The sequence below is a fragment of the Terrabacter sp. RAF57 genome, from assembly GCF_052113925.1.
Taxonomy (GTDB): Bacteria; Actinomycetota; Actinomycetes; order Actinomycetales; family Dermatophilaceae; genus Terrabacter.
This window is the reverse complement of sequence record NZ_JBFRDT010000004.1, coordinates 1-18,434: the sequence shown is the minus strand read 5'-3', so window position 1 is coordinate 18,434 and position 18,434 is coordinate 1. Positions and strand designations below refer to the sequence as shown.

Below are 18,434 nucleotides of genomic sequence, written 5' to 3'. Positions count from 1 at the left end.
CGCCGATGCCGCTCCCCCCGCGCCCCGCTCGCTCGTGTTCGGCTCGGCTGCCTCGGGTCAGGCCTTGGCTTCGCTCCAGCGGCGGACGATCGAGGTGTCGGCGACGAACCGGACCTCGTCGGTGCCGGCCCACGTGCGCGCCGCGCTCGTCAGCGTGCCTTCGACGGCGGCCGCCGCGGCCGCGGCGTGCTGCTCGGGCACGTGGACGAGCAGCTCGTCGTGCAGGCACAGCACGATCTGCCCGCCGAGCGGGCGCACCGCGTGGCGCACCGTCGCCGCCCACGCCTTGAAGAGCTCGGCCGCCGAGCCCTGGATGATCGCGTTGCGCGCGTAGCGGCCCCGCGCCCCGTCCGCGCCCGTCGCCGAGAACTCGGCGCTGCCCGACGGCTCGGGCGCGCCCGGCTCGAGCGCGGGCACCGGCACCCCGCCGAAGCGGATGAGCCGTCCACCCCACGTGCGCACCGGACGGCGGGCGACCCCGTCGGCGTAGGCCCGGTCGAGCAGGCTCATGGCCACGGGGTAGGCGCGCTCGAGGTCCTTGAGGGCCTCGCCCGCCGCACCCGAGCGCTGGCCGTACATCGCTGCGAGCACGGCCACCTTGGCCCGGGGCCGGTCGGCGCCGAGCTTGGCGGCGACAGGTGCGTAGAGGTCGTCGGCGCGGGTGGCCTCGGCGAACGCCCGGTCGGCGCTGACGACGGCGAGGACGCGCGGCTCGATCTGGCCGAGGTCGGCGCGGACGAAGACGTGGCCCGGTGCCGCGCAGATCGCTGGACGCAGGGGTGCGGGGAGGTTGTGCAGACCGTTCTGCGCGGTCATGCGCCCGGCCGCCCCGTCGCAGGCGGTCCAGCCGCCGCGGAGCCGGTCGTCGGCGCCGACGTGGTCGTCGAGCCAGCGGTAGCCGTAGGTCGTCGAGATCCGCTCGTCCTTGCGCCACCGGAGCAGCGCGTCGACGAGGGGATGGGTGTGCCGGTACGGCTCGAGCACCCAGGCGCGCGTGTTGGGCACGTCGACACCGACCGAGAGGAGCAGGTCGCGCACCTGGCCCGGGTTGCGCAGGTCGGTGCGCTCCCGGCCGGGGGCGTGGCGAAGCACGACCGCATCGCGCTCTGCCCTGATGCGCGCCGCGTCGGCGTCGTCGTCGGGTCGCGCCCCGGCGGACGCCGCGATGAGGTCCTCGGCGGCGGGCCGGTCGACGGGGAGCCCGTCGCGCTCGAGCTCGAGGCAGAGCACGGCCGCGGCGGACTCGGACCACACGGTGCGTTCGAGCCGGCCGACGTGGTCGCCGCCGAGGCGGGCGAGTGCCTCGCGCTGCGCGGTGCAGCACTCGAGCGCCAGGACGGCCAGCTCGCGCAGACGGGCGTCGTCGGTCGCCCACGCCAGAGCATCGGCGCGGAGGTGGCCGGCGGCGGTCAGCAGGGACACGTCCTCGCCGGCAGCGACGTCGAAGAGGTCGCCGTCGAAGCCGCTCAGCCGCGGCGCGCGTGGCGCGGGCACGTCGGCCTCGTCGAGCCCGCGGCACCCGGCCACGACATGACCGGGCGTCGCCCACCAGCCGCCGTGGACGATGCGGTGGGCCTCGGCGAGGTCCCACGTGCGGGAGACGTCGACACCGGCGCCGACGACGGGCCGCAGGGTCGAGGCGGCCGACCACACGACCCAGCGCGGACCGAGCCGCGTCGTCGTGTCGACGAACCGGCGCACCACGTCGCCGAGCGGCCACGCCTCGTCGACATCCGGCCCGACGGCATACGCCCCTCGGGGGCCGACCACGAGCGCGACGAGCGGTGGACCGGAAGCCTTGTCAGTCAAGGCAACCCGCGATCCGCTCGATGGCCTCGCGGAGGATGTCGGGGGAGGTCGCGTAGTTGAGCCTCGCGTGCCCCGCGCCGCCGGAGCCGAAGATCGGACCGGGGGAGAGCGCGACGCGGGCGCGGCGCAGCACCTCCCCGGTCGGGTCGTCGCCGAGGCCCAGCCCGGAGAGGTCGAGCCATGCGAGATAGGTCGCCTCCGGCACGACGAGACGGGCGCCGGGCAGCTGCGCTGCGACGAGCTCGGCGAGCAGCCGCCGGTTGGAGTCGAGCTCGCGGACGAGGCGGTGCACCCACTCGCGCCCCTCGCGGAAGGCAGCGGTCTGCGCGATGACACCCAGGTGGCTCGCGCCGAACGTGACCCAGGGGTGGAGCCGGCGCACGTCGTCGGCGGCGTCGGCCCCGGGGACGATGATCGCGGCCTTGAGCCCTGCGAGGTTCCACGCCTTGGAGGCCGACGTCACGGTGATGCCGCGCTCGGCACCCGCGACGGCGAGGTAGGGCGTGAAGGTGCTCGTCGGCAGCACGAGCGGACCGTGGATCTCGTCGGAGACGACCCGGACGCCGCGCTCGTCGGCGACCCGGGCGAGGGCCGCCAGCTCGTCGGGGGTGTGCACCGAGCCGGTCGGGTTGTGCGGGTTGGAGAGCAGGTATGCCGCGCGGTCGCCGTGAGCGGTCACCTCGGCGAAGACGTCGGCGAGGCGGTCGAGGTCGAGCCGGTGGTCCGGACCGAGCGGGGCCTCGACGACCCGTCGCCCGCACRCCTCGATGACCTCGTAGAAGGCGTTGTAGACGGGCGGGCTGACGACCACCGGGCCACCGGGGTCGGTGAGGAGCCCGAGCAGGTGGGTCACGCCGGTCAGCACGTCGGCGACGCGTGTCGTGCTGTCGTGGTCGAAGCCCCAGCCCCACTCGTCGGCGGCGAACGCGGCGATCTCGGCGGCATACTCCTGCGTCAGGGCGTAGCCCGTGTCGCCCCGGGCCACGGCGGCGCTCACGGCGTCCACGACCGCGGGGCACGGCGCGCAGTCCATCTCGGCGATCCACATCGGGATGACGTCGGGCCCGTAGCGTCCCCACTTGACCGACGTGCGGTCGCGCCGGAGGTCGGCCAGCGGGACGCCGAGGATCGTCGCGCCGTCTGCGTGCCTCTCACCCATGGGAGCGACCCTACGAGAGCGGGGCGTCGTCGTCTCCCGCGGTCCCCGGTCGGCTCGACTGGGTACGAGGGTGCCACGAGCGACCCGGGCGGCATACGGTGGCGTCGGCGGCGAATCGACAGCCGCCACACAGGGACGACGGACGAAGGGGTGGAGCCGGTGGGCATCTTGGGTTACGGCAGGGACGAGACCGTCGAGGCATCGGACGCGACCGCGGTGAAGCTGCGCACGGCGAAGGACGCCGGCGCGCTGGAGCGGGCTGCCCTGCCGGCCGAGGGAGGTCTCTCGGGAGCCGCGACCCGACTCGTCGAGCGTCTCCTCGACGTCGGGATCGACGGCAAGGGACCGTTCGACCCGGCCCACGAGGTCGCCGCCAACGCGCTCAAGCACGCCCGGGGAGACCGCGACCAGGCCCTGCGGATCATCGTGCGCGACCACCGGCAGCTCGGCGCGATCGGCGGCTTCGCCACCGGTCTGGGCGGCTTCTTCACGATGCCGCTCTCGCTGCCGGCCAACGTGCTCGAGTTCTACCTGCTGGCCACCCGCATGACGGCGGCGACGGCCAAGGTGCGCGGCTACGACATCGACCAGCCCGAGATCCGCTCCGCGATCCTGCTGACCCTCGCGGGCGCCGACAGCGACGACCTCCTCAAGAAGGCCGGTCTGCAGGCCGGCGGTGGGAAGCTGTCGTCCGTCGCGTTCGACCGGCTGCCCGCCCCGGCGCTCATGGTCCTCAACAAGGCGGTCGGTTTCCGCCTGCTCGGGCGCATCGGGCAGGGGACCTTCGCCCGGCTCGGGCGCCTCGTGCCCGTCGTCGGAGGCCTGATCGGCGCCGCGATCGACGTCTACATGCTGGGCCGCATCGGCAAGCAGGCGGCCAAGGAGTTCCCTCCCGTCGAGACCTTCGGTCGCTGAGCGACCGGCTGGGCAGGCCTCACCGTGAGGGACACGCAGATCACCGTTGCGCATCGCCGTCCGGGCCGGGGAATCGCACGCGTCACCCGTTCGTTGGGCCKGGCATGAAGCCCGCATCCCGGATCAAGATGGCCGCGACCGTCGCGTCGGTCGTGCGCGCCTCGACGCGACCCGGCGCGCCCAGCCTGCCGGAGCGGCTGCAGGCCGTGCCGCGCCTCGTACGCGCCACCGTGGACGGGACGTATGCCGGCACGACCCTCAAGCGGCTCGGGCTCGTCGCAGGGGCGGTCGCCTACGTCGCCTCGCCCGTGGACCTGCTGCCCGAGGCGGTCCTACCGGTCATCGGCGCGGCCGACGACGCCGTCGTCATCTCCTGGGCGGTCAAGGCCTTCTTCGAGGAGACCGAGCGCTTCATCGCGTGGGAGGTCGGTCAGGGTCTGCACCGGCCGCGGCCCCGGCGTGGCTCTGCGAGCTGGGAGCCGGGTGGCGAGCGGGCGACCGAGGCGTCGCGCACGACGGTGCAGGGTGAGCCGATCGCGGTGCCGGGCGATCCGGCGACCGAGGCGTGGGCCGGAGGTGCCGAGGACGGACTGCGCCGCGACCGTGACAGCACCGGGGCTGCTGCACCCCGCCGCATCGTCAGCCGCGTCACGCGTGTCAGGGGCAGGTCCGCCAGCGGTGACCCCGGGCGGGGTCGGGACGACCGGGCGCGACTTCCGGAAGGGACACGCCAGGCTGCGACCGACTACGTCCTCGAGTCGGTGCGCAAGCGCCTCGAGCGCTGAGCCCAGCCCACTCGGCGACACGGCGTACTGCTGCGGCGTGCTGCGTGACGTGAACCCTGCCGCTGGGTCCGCGATCCACACCCCCTGACACGAAAGGCCCTCGGTCCACAGGAGCCGATCGGGGTCTGCCGGTCAACGGTGCGTGCCGCGAGGCTCGGGACATGCCGAAGATCTCACTGTCCGGGCCGGCCGAGCTGCTGACCATCATCCCCTTCCACCTGGGCTTCCAGCCGGAGCGCAGCGTCGTCGTGGTGTGCTTCCACGGCAAGCGGCTCGGGCTCGTCGCGCGGCTCGATCTCGTCGACGAGACCCTGGCCGCCGAGGCCGCCGCCCAGACGGTGCCGACCCTGCTCCAGGGTTCCCCGTCGTCGGTGGCCCTCGTGGGTTTCGAGCAGGTGCGCGACGAATCGCTGGCCCTGCTCGAGGCGCTCGCCACGGGCGTCGAGGACCACAGGGTCGTCGTCCGGGAGCGACTCGCGGTCCTCGAGGGGCGCTGGCGCTCGGTCGGGTGCGACTGCTGCCCCTCGGAGGGCTGGCTCCTCCCGGAGCAGGCGGACGTGCCGGCCGTGGCGAGCTACGTGGCGCTCGGGCACTCCGTCCTGGCGGACCGAGAGGGGCTGGCGAGGCTCGTCGAGCCGCTCGCCCCCACGGAGCCCCGGCACGACCTCGCTGCCGCCGCGATCGACGACTGGCAGCGCCGCTATGTCGCAGCCGGTGGCTCCCTCAGCAGGACGCCGGCCCGGGCGAGCCGGACGGACCGGAAGCCCGACCGGGGTCGGCGCCGTCGACCGGCGGGACGGGGGCGCCGACCCGGCGCGGCGCTCKGGGTCCTCGACGGCGGCGACCCGACGGCCCGCCAGTTCCTCGTCCACGACTCCCTCGTGGCCTGGGGAGGGGTGCTGCACGGCGAGATCGAGGGGTACGGCGTCGAGCACTGGCTCCCGTCCCTCGTCGGTCCGCTGCGTGACCCGCGCTTCCATGACGCCCTGCTGGCCTGGCTCTGCCCCGGGATGGCCTCGGCCGACTTCCTGTCCGACGACCTCGCAGCCCTCCTCGGGGTGCTGCTCGGTCCTGACCTCCGGCTCGCCCCGGCCGCGGGCGATCACGAGACGGCCGCCGTCCCGACACCCGACGGCGCCGAGCCCGGTCGCTCCCCGGGATCGCGCGCGGACCCGGGCGACCCCGACACTTCGGAGGGGTCGGGGACGGCCGTGCAGGAGCGCCTCGAGGAGGGCGACTCCGATGCGCTCCGAGCGCTGTTGCAGCTGCTGGCTGCGGGGCCGCCGTCGTCGGACCGGCACGACGACGACACCGACGACGAGGACACCGACGAAGACGACCACGAAGACGACCACGAGGACGACCACGAGGACGACTACGAGGACGATGGCGAGCTGCCGCGCGACGTCTTCGAGGCACGACGGGTGCTGGACGAGCTGGACGCCGTGGGGACCCTGGCGGCGCTCGAGGCGTCGGTTGACCGGGACGCACCGCGCTCGCGCGACCTTCGGGCCGGCCTCGCCGCAGCGCCCGACGCGCCTCCCGAGTCGTGGCTCGGAGACGGCAACGACCCGAGCGGCTGGGAGGAGTGGGACGAGGCTGCGACGCCACGACTCGTCCTGTCCCGCCTCGAGCAGGTCTGCCGACTGACGCCGGCGGATCATGCGGTTCCCGTCCTGTCGCTCTTCGCCTCGATGGCGTGGTGGTGCGGCGACGGTGCGCGGGCCGGGGTCGCGGTCGACCGTGCGCTCGAGCTGGAGCCCGATGACGGGCTGGGGCGGCTGTTGCGACACGCCCTCGACGTCGGACTCCGGCCCCGGGAGTGCGCCTGAGCGTCTCCGGCGGCGGCGCCGTCCGTCCATGTCGTGGAACGGCGCGCGGCCTCTCCGTGAGGCCTCGCGTATGGTTGGAGCAGGTCATGAGTACCAGCGACAAGCCCCGGCTCGCTGGTCGGCAACCCTCCTTCGCGGTGGGGTGCCCCGGGTGAAGACCTGGCCGCCCCGTCCCCGGGTGCGTGCAAGCGCGAGGACCGAGGAGTACCCCGATGACCGTCACCCACCGGACGCAGAGCACCCGCCGCCGCGCGCGGCCCGGGACCGCTGGCACCGGCCAGACCGGCGACTCGGCGACGAGGGACCGTGCGGCGACGAGCCACGTCGACCCGACGGCACCGGAGCCCCGCCGGCCCGACGGCGCCTGGCGTGACGGCGACCCGGTCGGCCGGCGGCAGTTCGCCCACGTCGGTGACATCGAGCTCGAGCGCGGGGGAGTGCTGCCCGACGTTCGCATCGCCTACGAGACGTGGGGCCGGCTCAACGAGGCCGGCGACAACGTCATCCTCGTCGAGCACGCACTGACCGGCGACAGCCACGTCATCGGTGAGGCCGGCGACGGACACGCCTCGCCCGGCTGGTGGAACGCCCTCATCGGGCCCGACGGACCCGTTGACCCCGAGCGGTGGTTCGTCATCGCGTCCAACGTCCTCGGCGGGTGCCAGGGCAGCACCGGCCCCGCGAGCCCTGCGCCCGACGGTCGTCCCTGGGGCAGCCGTTTCCCCTACGTCACGGTCCGCGACCAGGTCGCCGTCGAGCGACGCCTCCTCGACGGGCTCGGCATCCGCCGCCTGGCGGCCGTCGTCGGCGGCTCGATGGGCGGGATGCGTGCGGTGGAGTGGGCCGCGACGCACCCCGACGACGTCGACCGCTGCATCGTGCTCGCGTCGACGGCGTACGCGACCGCCGACCAGATCGCCTGGTGCCAGCCGCAGCTGTTGGCGATCCGCAACGACCCCGACTTCGCGGGCGGCGACTACTACGAGGGCCACACGCGTCCCGACACCGGCCTGGGCCTGGCCCGCCGCATCGCCCACATCACGTACCGCACCGAGACCGAGCTCGGCACCCGCTTCGGGCGCGAGCCCCAGCTCGGCGAGGACCCGTTGCGCGCCGGCGACCGCGGTCGCTTCGCCGTCGAGTCCTACCTCGACCACCACGCGGGCAAGCTGGCCCGGCGCTTCGACGCCAACTCCTACGTCGTGCTGACCGAGGCGATGAACTCGCACGACGTCGGGCGCGACCGCGGGGGGCTCGAGGCCGCCCTCGAGCGCGTCCGCGCCGAGTGCACCATCGTCTCGGTCGACACCGACCGCCTCTACCCGCCCCGGCTCTCCGACGAGCTGCACGCCGCCCTGCCGGGGTCCCGTCGCGCACACATCACCTCGGAGTTCGGGCACGACGGCTTCCTCATCGAGGAGGACCAGGTGGGTCGCATCGTCCGAGACGCGCTCGAACGGCCGCGCGACTGAACCCTTCTGCGCGCCGGGCCGGTTCGCCGACAGCCGGCGCTGTGGCACGCTCGTCGTCCGCGTCGCCGACGCCGCGGTGAGACTTCGCCCGGGACGCGCCGGACGCCTCGTAATCGGGTACGGTGCGAGCACTGGTTGTTTCCGTCCCAAGGAGGTCCGGGAAAGTGGCCATCGTCGTTGGTTATGTCGCCACCAAGGAAGGTCGCGCGGCGCTCAAGCGAGCCGCCGAGGAGTGCGTCCTGCGTGGAGCGAAGCTCGTCGTCATCAGCTCCCACCGGGGCGGCAAGGACTTCGACGCGAACGAGGCCAGCCAGTTCGAGAGCGAGCTCGCCCGGGTGCAGACGCTCCTCGAGGAGAAGGGCCTGGAGCACGAGGTGCGCCAGCTCGTCCGGGGCAACGACCCCGCCGAGGACCTCATCTCCGTCGCCGAGGAGGAGAAGGCCGACTTCATCGTCATCGGCCTGCGTCGCCGCAGCCCGGTCGGCAAGCTGATCCTCGGGTCCAACGCGCAGCGCATCCTGCTCGACGCGAGCTGCCCGGTGCTCGCGGTCAAGGGCGACTGAGCCCCTCTCCGGCACGTCGTCCGGCCCGGTTCGTGCGGGCCGGACGCCCGTTCGCGGCACGCGGGTTGGACGCGCGTTCGCTCGGAGGGCGTACGCCGTTTTATAATGTCCGAGTACCGGATCGCACGAGGCGCACCGAGAGCTCGAAACAGGGATCGACTCCGACAGGCCAAGCTCTTCCGGCACCAACCCCCATTCTCGTTCGTTGTGATGGTGCATGCCCGGATTCGGGTCGACCATCCGACGAGACCTGCGACGAAAGGCGACTGCATCCGTGCCTAAGGCAACAACCGCTGGAGCTCCCAAAACCCTGCCGAAGGTGTTCCAGCACGAGGCGATCATGCAGCTCCTGGTCAAGGGCAGCAGCAGCGGCACCATCACCGGGACGGAGATCGCGCGCGCCCAGGTCGATGCAGGACTCGACCTCAAGCAGATGAAGCCGGTCCTCACGACCCTCGAGGCCCACGACATCGAGATCGTCGTCGACGCGCCGCACTCCAGCACGACGAAGAAGACCCGTACAGGGACCAAGGGAGGCACTGTGGCCACCGCACGCAGCACCACCGCCGCGGCGACGAAGTCCGCGACGCGGACGACGACCGCGACGACGAAGACCGCCGCCAAGAAGACGACGGCCAAGGCGGCGCCGACCCGTGCCGCCGCAACCACCGACGACGAGGCGGCCACCGCCCCCAAGGCGGCTGCGGCCCGCACGGCCAAGAAGGCTGCCACGAACGCCGGTGTCGCCAAGGCGGCCGCGAAGCCCGCTGCCAAGAAGACCGCCACCCGCAAGACCGCCGCGAAGAAGGCCACGACGTCGGCCGACGGCACCGTCGTCGCCGGTGACGACGCCGAGCCCGAGGATGCGCCGGTCGGTGAGCTGGAGGAGGTCGTCGTCGAGCCCGTCGACGTGGACGACGACGCCGATGACGAGGCCACCCCCGCAGCCGCCGCCAAGACCGAGGAGACCGAGGAGTCCGGCTTCGTCATCCGTGATGACGACGAGGACGACGCACCGGCCCAGCAGGTCGTCACCGCCGGCGCCACGGCCGACCCGGTCAAGGACTACCTCAAGCAGATCGGCAAGGTCGCCCTCCTCAACGCCGAGCAGGAGGTCGAGCTCGCGAAGCGCATCGAGGCCGGACTGTTCGCCGAGGAGAAGCTCAACTCCGGCGACAAGATCGACATGAAGCTCAAGCGTGAGCTGTGGTGGATCGCCCAGGACGGGAAGAAGGCCAAGAACCACCTGCTCGAGGCCAACCTGCGACTCGTCGTCTCGCTCGCCAAGCGCTACACCGGCCGCGGCATGCTCTTCCTCGACCTCATCCAGGAGGGCAACCTCGGCCTCATCCGTGCGGTCGAGAAGTTCGACTACACCAAGGGCTACAAGTTCTCGACCTACGCGACGTGGTGGATCCGCCAGGCGATCACCCGCGCCATGGCCGACCAGGCGCGCACCATCCGCATCCCGGTGCACATGGTCGAGGTCATCAACAAGCTCGCCCGCGTGCAGCGTCAGATGCTCCAGGACCTGGGCCGCGAGCCCACCCCGGAGGAGCTCGCCAAGGAGCTCGACATGACGCCCGAGAAGGTCGTCGAGGTCCAGAAGTACGGCCGCGAGCCCATCTCCCTGCACACACCCCTGGGTGAGGACGGCGACAGCGAGTTCGGTGACCTCATCGAGGACTCCGAGGCCGTCGTCCCGGCCGATGCGGTCAGCTTCACGCTCCTGCAGGAGCAGCTGCACTCGGTGCTCGACACGCTGTCCGAGCGGGAGGCCGGCGTCGTCTCGATGCGCTTCGGCCTGACCGACGGCCAGCCGAAGACGCTCGACGAGATCGGCAAGGTCTACGGCGTCACGCGCGAGCGCATCCGCCAGATCGAGTCCAAGACGATGAGCAAGCTGCGTCACCCGAGCCGCAGCCAGGTGCTGCGCGACTACCTCGACTGAGGACCGCCGCGCCGGGCCGCCCGGACACCGAAGGAGCCCACGACACGTCGTCGTGGGCTCCTTCGCGTCTGCGGTGTCTCGTTGTCTGCGTGTGCCGGGTCTGGGCTCAGCGGCGCCGGGGGAGCAGGCGGTCCGGGAGGGAGCGCCAGAACGACACACCAGCCTCGGGCCAGAAGAAGGACCGTGCCCGGGTCTGCCAGGCCCGGGTGCGGCCGACCTGACGCCGGATCGACCGGATGTCGTGGTGCAGCCGGAAGGCCTCCTGCGGTGTCGTGCGCTCGGGCCGGTCGTAGCGGGACTTCTCGAGGGTCGCCGTGACCCGTCGCATGGCGGTGGCGTTCTCCTCGTCGAGGTGCCCGTCGGTGACGTAGCGTTCGCGCAGCTGGCGCAGGGTGACGCCCTCGGGCGCACTGAGCCCCAGGTCGCCGAAGTGCGAGGTGAGGTCGTCCCACTCGGCCTCGATGAGGTCCTGCTGGGTCACGGCGGCTCGTCGGCGACGCAGCCGGAGCAGCCAGGCCGTGATCGGCATCGCGAACGCCGCGAGCAGGCCGAGCACCAGCGCGAGGGCGAGCACGACGTTGCGCACGGTGAAGACGTGCCCGACGGAGTCGAGGAACGTCTCCTCCTTCTGCACGGGGGCCGCCGTTGCCGGGGTGGTCGAGCTGGTGGCCGAGGCCGTGCCGCTCGCGGTGTTCGTCTCGCTGACCTCGCGCCCACCACCCGTCGGGCCGGAGCCTGCGCCGAGGACGGCGTACGGTGGCGGCGAGCCGGCACGGGCACCCGGGGTCGGCTCGAAACGCAGCCAGCCGTAGCCCTGGAAGTAGAGCTCGGGCCACGCGTGGGCGTCGCTCGCGCGGACGATGTAGCGCTCGCCCGAGAGCTGGCCCGGGAGGAAGCCGATCGCCATGCGGGCCGGGATCCCCTGGGCCCGGGCGAGCATGATCATGGCCGTCGCGAACTGCACGCAGTAGCCGCGTCGGGTCTGGTAGAAGTTCTGGATCGGTTCGAGCAGGCGCCCTTGGCTGTCGCGGAGCTGCTCGCCGAGGTCGAGGGAGTAGGTGTAGCGGCTCGGGTCGCGCAGGTGGTCCTGGATCGCGATCGCCTTGTCGAGCGGGTTGTCCGCGCCGCGGGTGACCTGGTCGGACCACTGCTGGATCAGGTCACGCGAGCGGTCCGGGATGGTGAGGTCGTCGTCGGTGATGTCCGGCGAGTCCGGGGCTCCCGACTGGCGCAGCTCCGGCGGTGAGGGCGCGAGGTCGGCATACGTCACCCGGTAGCTGCTCACCGCACGGTCGACGCGGACGTCGCGCGTGATGGGGTCGATCCTCCACGGCGTGCCCTCCATCGCGACCGCGACGACGGGGTAGGGCGCCGCGATGCGGGGCGCGGCGAGGGTGTTGTCCGTCACGGTGATGACGTAGTCGCGTCGTTTGTCCGGTGGCGGCAGGGGAGACGGGTTGTCGGGACGATCGCCGGTGGTGCCGGCGACGCTCCACTGCCCGCGGGAGTAGTACGAGGTCGCGAGCACCCGCAGGGGAGACCGCGTGAAGGCCGTCGTCGTGTAGGTCAGGACGGGCGACTGGTCCTGGTTGTTGAGGCTGCGCGAGAGGTCGAGCGTGTCGTTGAACCCGACGGAGCCCTCGCCGGCGCCGCCGCCCGACCGGCCGAGCCCCTCGGTGAGGTAGCGCGGTGGGAAGTGCGGGATGACGGCCGGCACGAGGAGGGCGACGACGACCCCGACGGCGCCGAGCTTGAGCGCCCCCGCCGTGAACGAGCGCAGGGCGTCGCGGTCGTGGGCTGCCTCGTCGATCTCGCTCTCGTCGGCCGCGCTGGCCGTGCCCCAGCGCCCGAACTGGGCCCGGGCGGTCGTGTGCAGCATGACGAGCCAGAGCACGACGGGCACGACGAAGAAGCGCAGCGCGAGGGCGGCGTCGCCGTTGGCCGCCGTGATGAGGTATGCCGTCAGCAGTGGCAGTCCGGCGGCGGCCGGGCTGCGCCACGTGGCGGCCATGGCGTCGACCGCGATGGCGACGAGCGCGACGGCGACGACGAGGCAGAACGTCAGTCCGTCGTTGAGCGGCGCGGGGGCCGAGTAGCGGTTGATCGTCTCGAGGGCCTGCAGCCCCAAGGAGTTGGCCGCGTCGAGGGTGGCGGGTGTCGGCACGAACAGGGCGAAGGACTCACCCGTGGAGCGGGCGAGGATGACGTAGGCCGTCACGACCACCTGGAGGAGGACGACGAGTCCGCGCGAGCGGGTGAGGCCACGGGCGACGAGGCCGAGGCCGGCGACGAGGGCGATGACGAAGGCCGCCTGCGGCAGCCACGTGGTCTCGACGAAGAGGCTCGTGATGGGGTAGACCGCGGCCAGGGTGGCGAGGGCGGCCAGGATGGTGATCCTCCAGCGACGGCGGGTCATCGGCTGCCTCCCACGGTGGCGGCCGTCAGGACGGCCCAGACGTGCGCGACGTCCTCGTCGCGCTGGACCGAGACGGCACGCCACCCCGCGAGACGCAACGTGTCGACGTGCGGCTCGGCCTCCTCGGCATCGGTCGTGCCGAAGCTGCGGGCGTCGAGGACGAGCGCCAGACCGGTGGTGCCCGGCTGGCGCAGGCTCGCCACCCGGGAGGTGATGTCGCGCCCCTGCGGTCCGACGAGGGCCACGAGGAAGCCGCCGGCAGCGGCGAGGGCCTGCCCGGCGCGCAGGATCTCGTCCTCGCCCGCGTCGTCGCGCGGCGTCGCCACGGCGAGCACGTCGAGGATCTCCTCGGGCATCATGGTCTCGGCCGCGCGGGAGGTCTCGACCGTCTCGGCGCAGACGAGGTGGACGGCATACCCCGAGTCGCACAGGTGCACGGCGATGGACGCGGCCGCGGTGATGGCCCACTCGAACGAGCTGCTCACTCCCGTGCCCCCGTGCGCGGAGGGCCGCGGGTCGATGAGCACGACGGCGCGGCGCTGCGCGGGGCGGTCCTCCTGTCGCACCATGAGGTCGCCGGTGCGGGCGGTCGCGGGCCAGTGGATGCGGCGTAGGTCGTCGCCGTCGCGGTACTCGCGGATCGTGACGTCGTCCTCGCCGTGCAGCGCGATGAGGTGGGCCTGCTCGCCCTCGGAGCCGACGCCCGCGCTCGGTTGGCGGTTCGACGACAGCGGGTGCACGGCCGGCAGCACGACGAGGTCGGCGGTGCCCTCGAGCACCGCGTTGCGGTTGGCGAGGCCGAACGGGTCCTGCACCTGGACCCCAAGGGGCCCGAGGTGGTGGCGTCCACGCAGGTGGGAGCGCACGGCGTAGTCGATGGCACGGACGCGGCCCGGCGGGATCCGGCCGACGACGAAGCGCGGCCGGTCGCCGAGGACGTAGTCGAGCCGCTCCTCGGCGAGGAAGATCGGCGTCGTGTTCGTCGAGACGTTCTCGAAGGACAGCGTGACGTGTGCGTCCTGACCGACGCTGATGCGCTCGGGGTGGCTGTGCCGCTCGATGCGCATCCGCGTCTTGCGGGTGCGCACGAGCACGGCGGAGATGAGGGGGAGCGCGACGAGGAGCACCCCGAAGCGGGTCAGGTCGCGGAAGCCGAAGATGACCCCGGCCAGGACGAGGACCGCGCCCGAGCCCATGAAGGCCCGGCCCCTCGTCGTCAGGACGCTGCGCAGCGAGCGCATGGGCGCGTGCCCCCGCTCAGCGCGCTGCGGGCGGCACCGGCACCTGGCGCAGCAGGTCGGTGACCACCTCGGCGGTGGTGCGGCGGGCGAGCTGGGTCTCGCTCGACGGCATGAGCCGGTGGGCGAGGACCGGCCCCGCGAGCACCTGGACGTCGTCGGGGATCACGTGGTCGCGACCCTCGAGCGCGGCAAAGGCGCGGGACGCGCGCAGCAGGTGCAGGGCGGCACGCGGTGACGCTCCGAGCCGCAGCGCGGTCGTCGACCGGGACCGGGTCACGAGGTCGACGATGTACTGGCGGATGGCGGGACTCGCGTGGACCTGGCTGACGGCGTGCACGACGCGGTTGATCGTCTCGGCGTCGGTCACGGGGGTCAGGGCGTCGAGCGGTGAGCTCGAGCCGTGCGTCTCGAGCAGGTCGAGCTCGGCGCTGGGTGCCGGGTAGCCCATCGAGATCCGGGCCATGAAGCGGTCGCGCTGGGCCTCGGGGAGGGGGTAGGTGCCCTCCATCTCGATGGGGTTCTGGGTCGCCATGACGATGAACGGGGCCTGCAGGGTGTAGGTCGTCCCGTCGACCGTGACCTGGCGCTCCTCCATCGACTCGAGCAGGGCCGACTGCGTCTTCGGGGACGCGCGGTTGATCTCGTCGCCGACGACGACGTTGGCGAAGATGGCGCCCGGCCGGAACTCGAAGCGGCGGGCGTCCTGGTTGAAGATGCTGACGCCCGTGACGTCGCTGGGCAGCAGGTCGGGGGTGAACTGGATGCGGCGCACCGTCGCGTCGATCGACCGGGCCAGCGTCTTGGCGAGCATCGTCTTGCCGACGCCGGGCACGTCCTCGATGAGCAGGTGACCACCGGCGAAGAGGACCGTCACGGTCGTGCGGACGACGTCAGGCTTGCCCTCGATGACGCTCGTCATGGCGCCCATGAGCCGCTCCGCCACGTCGTGGATGAGGTCGAGGTCGGCCGCGCCCGTGGTCGCGGTCGCGCCTGCGCCCGCGCCCGGTGATGCCGTGGTCCCGAGCCCCGTGTCCGTCGTCGTCACACTGTCCTCCGTCGTCGTCCCCATGTCGTGGCGCAGCGCTGCTCGTGGCGGGCTGCGCAACCCGTCAGGTGATCTTCTCCCATGGACCCTCGACACCGGTAGGGCTGCCCCGGTCGTGACCGGATGGAGACCTAGGTCGTGGGCACGTGGTAGACGCCCCCGGGAGCGCGCCCGGGACCACCTCCACTTTCCTCCACCTCGAACGTCCGGTGTGGCCGTTCGGTTCGGTTTGGTGCGGGTGCTGGTGGGGCCGAACCCACTGCTGAGCACGATCCGCAGGGCGCGGGCATGGGCCGGTTGCCCGGGCGGGCGTCGCCGTCACCGCCGTGGGGTCTTCGGGCGAGTGGTGGTGCCCCAACTGCTCCACTTCACTCCACCCCGTCTGACCTGCGAAAACGCGGGACTCGCCGGGCCAAAAAGGGTCAAAGTTCGTTGACGGTGGAGCAAAGTGGAGTATCGTGGGGCTTCAAGGTTAGGAATGGGGACGCCTTCGGGTCGACAAAGGGGAGGTGGCGGACCATGTTTCTCGGGACGCACACGCCCCGGCTCGACGAGAAGGGTCGGCTCTTCCTGCCCGCGAAGTACCGCGAGCGGATGGCCGGCGGGCTCGTCGTCACGCGCGGCCAGGAACGCAGCCTGTTCATCTACCCGATGGACGAGTTCGTCAAGGTCGCCGACCAGATGCGCCAGGCCCCCACGACGAGCAAGGTCGCCCGCGACTACATGCGCGTCTTCCTCTCCGGCGCGTCCGACGAGATCCCCGACAAGCAGGGCCGGTTCACGATCCCGGCCAACCTGCGCCAGTACGCCGGCCTCGACCGCGAGGTCACGGTCATCGGTGCCGGCGCGCGCCTCGAGGTCTGGGACAGCGCGGTCTGGAACGCCTACCTCGAGCAGACCGAGCAGAGCTTCGCCGACACGGCGCAGGAGGTGATCCCCGGACTCTTCTGAGTCCGGACGACCCCCTCCGACGACGACCGCCACGACATCACCCACACCACCGACCAGCACCTGAGCGCCGGCCTCCAGCCGCTCCACACCCGGGACGACTTCCCCCGTCCCGGGCGAGGCAGCGGATGGGGACCAGCCCCCAGGTCGACGGGCACCCGCAGAGCAGCACCGACAGCACCACCTCCCGACCGGCACGCGACCAGCTCCCTCCACCTGTTCGCTGCCACTCCGGCCGACCGGCCACCACCACCACATCACCCCACGACGGATCCCCATCCGCCGTGAGGTCACACCAGTCACACCAGCCCCGTGCATCACAGACGCACCACAGGGCCCAGCAGCACGAGCGTGAGAGGGACGCACCATGAGCGATCGAGGACAGGCGCAGGAGCGTCACGTCCCCGTCATGCGCGACCGGATCCTCGAGCTGCTCGCCCCCGCGCTGCAGCGGCCAGGGGCGGTGCACATCGACGGCACCCTCGGCATGGGTGGCCACGCCGAGGGAGTCCTCGAACGCTTCCCCGACTGCACCGTGGTCGGCATCGACCGCGACCGTGAGGCGCTGGCTCTCGCGGGCGAGCGACTCGCCCGGTTCGGCGACCGCTTCCGCCCGGTCCACGCCGTCTACGACGACATCAAGGACGTCGTCGGCGACCTCGACGTGTCCGCGGTCGACGGCATCCTCTTCGACCTCGGCGTCAGCTCGCTCCAGCTCGACGAGGCCGACCGGGGCTTCGCCTACCGGGTCGACGCGCCACTCGACATGCGGATGGACCAGTCCACGGGGCAGACCGCCGCCGACGTGCTCAACACCTACTCCGTCGAGGACCTCGCCCGCATCCTGCGCGACTACGGCGAGGAGCGCTACGCGCGCAAGATCGCCAAGGCCGTGGTGCAGGACCGCGCGATCGAGCCGTACACCTCGTCCGGTCGCCTCGTCGACATGCTGCGTCGCGTCATCCCCGCCGCCTCGCAGCGACAGAGCGGCCACCCGGCCAAGCGCACCTTCCAGGCCCTGCGGATCGAGGTCAACGACGAGCTCGAGGTCTGGCGCCGCGCCATCGACGAGGCCATCGACGTCCTCGCCGTCGGCGGCCGGATCGCGGTCCTGTCCTACCACTCGCTCGAGGACCGGGCGACGAAGCGCGCCTTCGCCGCCGGCGCCACGTCCAGCACCCCCGCAGGTCTGCCGGTCGAGCTCGCCGAGCACGCGGCATACCTCTCCCTCGTCACTCGCGGCGCCGAGGCGCCCGGCGATGACGAGGTCACCACGAACCCGCGGGCCGCATCGGCCCGACTTCGCGTCGCCGAGCGCGTGCGCGACACCTCCACGCACACCTCAGCCAGCAGGACCAGGAAGGGACCCACCCGATGAGCCAGATGACCGCCACGGCCCGACCGCTCCGCGCGCCGCGGCGCGGCCCAGCCCCCACGCCGCTCCGGGTCATCCCGAGCAGCATCACGCACACCGGCAACGGCGCGTTCGTGACGATCTGCATCGGGCTGCTCACGGCCGGGCTCATCGCCCTGCTCCTGCTCAACACGGCACTCGCCCAGGGCTCGCTGGCGGTCGGCGACCTGCAACGCGAGTCGGCACGCCTCAGCGACACGGCCGGCAACCTCCAGGAGGACATCGACCGGGCCTCTGCCACGGGCGCGCTCGCCCGCAGCGCCGCCGAGATCGGCATGGTGCGGATGAACACCCGCGGCTACATCGACCTCTCCACGGGCACCGTGTCGGGCGAGCCTGAGCCGGCGACGAAGAACAACGCCTTCCCGATCGTCACGAGCCCGACTCCGCCCGCCGTGACGGCCAAGGTCAAGAAGGTCCTGTCCTCCGCGACGAAGGCCAGCAAGGCGGCCTCGGCCACGCCGGCCACGCCGTCCCAGGCCGCCACGCCGACGACGCCGGGTGCCAAGCCGGAGACCCCCGCAGCACCCACACTGGGCACGACGCCCGGAGCGTCCGGTCAGGCCACGGGCGCGACCGGGGCGGGCCAGGCAGGGCAGGCCCAGCAGACGACGGTGAGGTGATCCCGTGACGCAGAACCGAGCGACCGATCCACGACGGACCGGTCGCGGTGCTGCGCCCGCAGGGGACACCCGTCGCGCCTCCTCCGCGACGGGCACGGCCCGCGTCGGCCAGGCGCGCGCGAGCCAGGGCCGGCCCGCCCAGGGTCGGTCCGGCCAGGGGCGCGCGGCCCAGCCGGGCTCCGTCCGGACGAGCGGTCCAGCCAGCCCCCCGGGCCAGAAGCCGGGCCAGAAGTCGGGCCAGAAGCCGGGCTCGTCCGCCGG

14 protein-coding genes, 1 pseudogene and 1 riboswitch are annotated in these 18,434 nt (G+C 72.7%); of the genes and pseudogenes, 10 read left to right on the top strand and 5 right to left on the bottom strand.

Annotation, left to right across the window (positions count from 1 at the left end):
* Window positions 1-57: 57 nt before the first annotated feature.
* Complete coding sequence (locus AB4Y83_RS07275) at window positions 58-1,809, bottom strand: DNA polymerase (protein WP_442296431.1); 1,752 nt, start codon at window positions 1,807-1,809, stop codon at window positions 58-60.
* Complete coding sequence (locus AB4Y83_RS07270; RefSeq protein WP_442296430.1) at window positions 1,802-2,968, bottom strand: MalY/PatB family protein; 1,167 nt, start codon at window positions 2,966-2,968, stop codon at window positions 1,802-1,804. The genes AB4Y83_RS07275 and AB4Y83_RS07270 overlap by 8 nt, the downstream gene beginning before the upstream one ends.
* Before the next feature lie 159 nt (window positions 2,969-3,127).
* On the opposite strand from AB4Y83_RS07270, the gene AB4Y83_RS07265 reads away from it, so the two are divergent.
* The 6 genes from AB4Y83_RS07265 to AB4Y83_RS07240 all read left to right on the top strand — a co-directional run bounded on the left by AB4Y83_RS07265 (window position 3,128) and on the right by AB4Y83_RS07240 (window position 10,486).
* On the top strand, window positions 3,128-3,883 hold the full coding sequence (locus tag AB4Y83_RS07265; protein ID WP_442275450.1) for an EcsC family protein: 756 nt from the start codon (window positions 3,128-3,130) through the stop codon (window positions 3,881-3,883).
* Window positions 3,884-3,987: 104 nt separating this feature from the next.
* Window positions 3,988-4,668 (top strand): YkvA family protein, encoded by a 681-nt coding sequence (locus tag AB4Y83_RS07260; RefSeq protein WP_442296429.1) that lies wholly within the window; start codon window positions 3,988-3,990, stop codon window positions 4,666-4,668.
* A 161-nt stretch (window positions 4,669-4,829) separates the two neighbouring features.
* On the top strand, window positions 4,830-6,500 hold the full coding sequence (locus tag AB4Y83_RS07255) for a DUF4192 family protein (protein ID WP_442296428.1): 1,671 nt from the start codon (window positions 4,830-4,832) through the stop codon (window positions 6,498-6,500).
* 82 nt (window positions 6,501-6,582) lie between these two features.
* A riboswitch (SAM riboswitch) is annotated at window positions 6,583-6,697 on the top strand.
* Between the two features lie 15 nt (window positions 6,698-6,712).
* On the top strand, window positions 6,713-7,972 hold the full coding sequence (metX, locus tag AB4Y83_RS07250; protein ID WP_442275447.1) for a homoserine O-acetyltransferase MetX: 1,260 nt from the start codon (window positions 6,713-6,715) through the stop codon (window positions 7,970-7,972).
* A 164-nt stretch (window positions 7,973-8,136) separates the two neighbouring features.
* Window positions 8,137-8,535, top strand: coding sequence for a universal stress protein (locus AB4Y83_RS07245; protein WP_020144644.1), 399 nt, complete (start codon window positions 8,137-8,139; stop codon window positions 8,533-8,535).
* Between the two features lie 319 nt (window positions 8,536-8,854).
* The gene (locus AB4Y83_RS07240; RefSeq protein ID WP_442296427.1) at window positions 8,855-10,486 is read left to right on the top strand and encodes an RNA polymerase sigma factor; all 1,632 of its coding nucleotides are present in this window, start codon (window positions 8,855-8,857) and stop codon (window positions 10,484-10,486) included.
* Between the two features lie 106 nt (window positions 10,487-10,592).
* Here AB4Y83_RS07240 and AB4Y83_RS07235 read toward each other — a convergent pair whose 3' ends face one another.
* Genes AB4Y83_RS07235 through AB4Y83_RS07225 form a run of 3 tightly spaced genes read right to left on the bottom strand, consistent with a single transcriptional unit; the run spans window position 10,593 to window position 15,212 of the window.
* Window positions 10,593-12,902, bottom strand: coding sequence for a transglutaminase family protein (locus AB4Y83_RS07235; RefSeq protein ID WP_442296426.1), 2,310 nt, complete (start codon window positions 12,900-12,902; stop codon window positions 10,593-10,595).
* Window positions 12,899-14,143: a DUF58 domain-containing protein gene (locus AB4Y83_RS07230; RefSeq protein ID WP_442296425.1), complete on the bottom strand. Its 1,245-nt coding sequence runs from the start codon at window positions 14,141-14,143 to the stop codon at window positions 12,899-12,901. The genes AB4Y83_RS07235 and AB4Y83_RS07230 overlap by 4 nt, the downstream gene beginning before the upstream one ends.
* 16 nt (window positions 14,144-14,159) lie before the next feature.
* Window positions 14,160-15,212, bottom strand: coding sequence for an AAA family ATPase (locus AB4Y83_RS07225; protein ID WP_442275443.1), 1,053 nt, complete (start codon window positions 15,210-15,212; stop codon window positions 14,160-14,162).
* 495 nt (window positions 15,213-15,707) lie between these two features.
* Here AB4Y83_RS07225 and mraZ point away from each other — a divergent pair, with 495 nt between their 5' ends.
* The 4 genes and pseudogenes from mraZ to AB4Y83_RS07205 form a co-directional block, all read left to right on the top strand.
* A complete protein-coding gene (gene mraZ / locus AB4Y83_RS07220; protein ID WP_442275442.1) occupies window positions 15,708-16,139 on the top strand; it encodes a division/cell wall cluster transcriptional repressor MraZ in 432 nt (143 codons plus the stop codon).
* A gap of 364 nt (window positions 16,140-16,503) precedes the next feature.
* On the top strand, window positions 16,504-17,514 hold the full coding sequence (rsmH, locus tag AB4Y83_RS07215) for a 16S rRNA (cytosine(1402)-N(4))-methyltransferase RsmH (protein WP_442296424.1): 1,011 nt from the start codon (window positions 16,504-16,506) through the stop codon (window positions 17,512-17,514).
* Window positions 17,511-18,173, top strand: coding sequence for a hypothetical protein (locus AB4Y83_RS07210; protein WP_442296423.1), 663 nt, complete (start codon window positions 17,511-17,513; stop codon window positions 18,171-18,173). The genes rsmH and AB4Y83_RS07210 overlap by 4 nt, the downstream gene beginning before the upstream one ends.
* A 4-nt stretch (window positions 18,174-18,177) precedes the next feature.
* Window positions 18,178-18,434, top strand: a pseudogene (locus AB4Y83_RS07205) (hypothetical protein); the annotation flags it as partial.